1 pseudogene is annotated in these 405 nt (G+C 59.5%); it reads left to right on the top strand.

The annotated features are described in order from the left end of the window. Window positions 1-32 precede the first annotated feature (32 nt). Window positions 33-405 (top strand): annotated as a pseudogene (locus D7Y04_RS43175) (iminophenyl-pyruvate dimer synthase VioB); the annotation flags it as partial.

The following is a 405-nucleotide window of genomic DNA, read 5'->3' as shown; positions in this document are numbered from 1 at the left end:
CAAAGCCCTCGTAGCACCGCTTGTCGAACGCCATGAGTATCCTCTATTTTCCTCGGCTGTTCTTTCGAGGCTTTGCTCGCGCCAATGTTCCAACCGCGAATCGAAACACGCATGGCCAGATCGACATCGCCACCAATACCGTGCTCATGGAGGGGGCTCCGTTTGATCTTCGCCGGCCGCCCTCCGAATTCCATGAGCACCTGAAGCAACTGGCTCCCAGATACGACGCGGAGGGGAGGGCGGACTCCGGAGGAATCTTCAGCGAGGCAGCCGGCTACAATTTCGGCGGCAACAATCACTTCTCCTGGGAAAACGTCAGGATCACGGGCGTGCAGTTGCGGGAAGGGGACCTCGACACCAGCGACAGTCTGGTGGGGGCCCAACTGGCGCTCTGGGGAAACTACA

The organism is Corallococcus sp. AB038B (assembly GCF_003668955.1).
Lineage (GTDB): Bacteria > Myxococcota > Myxococcia > Myxococcales > Myxococcaceae > Corallococcus > Corallococcus exiguus.
This window is presented reverse-complemented; position numbering and strand designations above follow the sequence as displayed.